At 28.1% G+C, this 680-nt stretch carries 1 protein-coding gene; it reads right to left on the reverse strand.

Annotation, left to right across the window (positions count from 1 at the left end; genetic code table 11):
- Positions 1-7: 7 nt before the first annotated feature.
- A partial coding sequence (locus IC214_RS21195) for a transposase (protein WP_227825477.1) occupies positions 8-680 on the reverse strand: 673 nt, incomplete at its 5' end.

A 680-nucleotide genomic window follows, 5' to 3' on the forward strand; every position in this document is an offset into this window, starting at 1 on the left:
TTTTGTACTAAGCATTCATAGGCTCTAAGGGCTGTTCCATCCCCACTAATCTTAATCCTTCTTTTAGTATATTTATACTTGCATTTATATCCCTGTCATGTTGTGTATTACAGTCTGGGCAAATCCACTTTCTGAGTGATAAGTTTTTTACATCTTTATTCCTATGACCACATACACTACATAACTGACTGGATGGATATGTATTTCCTATTATAGAAATTAATCTTCCATACCAAATAGCTTTATACTCAAGCAACTTCCTAAATTCATACCAACTAACTTCACTTATTGCACTTGCTAATTTATGATTCTTAATCATATTACTTACTTTTAAATCTTCTAAACAAATTATTTGATTTTCTCTAATTAGCTTAGTTGATATTTGATGTAAGTAATCTTTTCTTTGATTAGCTATTCTTTCATGTATCTTAGCTACTTTATTTTTTTGTTTATTCCAATTATTACTGAACTTCTTCATTTTTGATAATCTTCTTTGTTCCAACTTCAATCTATAGTTGGCTTTTCTTAACCATTTAGGATTATCAAATACGTTTCCATTAGAACATATTGCAAAATCTTTTAAGCCTAAATCTATGCCAATATACTTATTAGATTCTTCTAATTGTTTTATGTCAACTTCACAACATATACTAACAAAATATTTACTTGTAGGTGTTTTT

The sequence above is a fragment of the Clostridioides sp. ES-S-0190-01 genome, assembly GCF_020658275.1.
Lineage (GTDB): Bacteria > Bacillota > Clostridia > Peptostreptococcales > Peptostreptococcaceae > Clostridioides.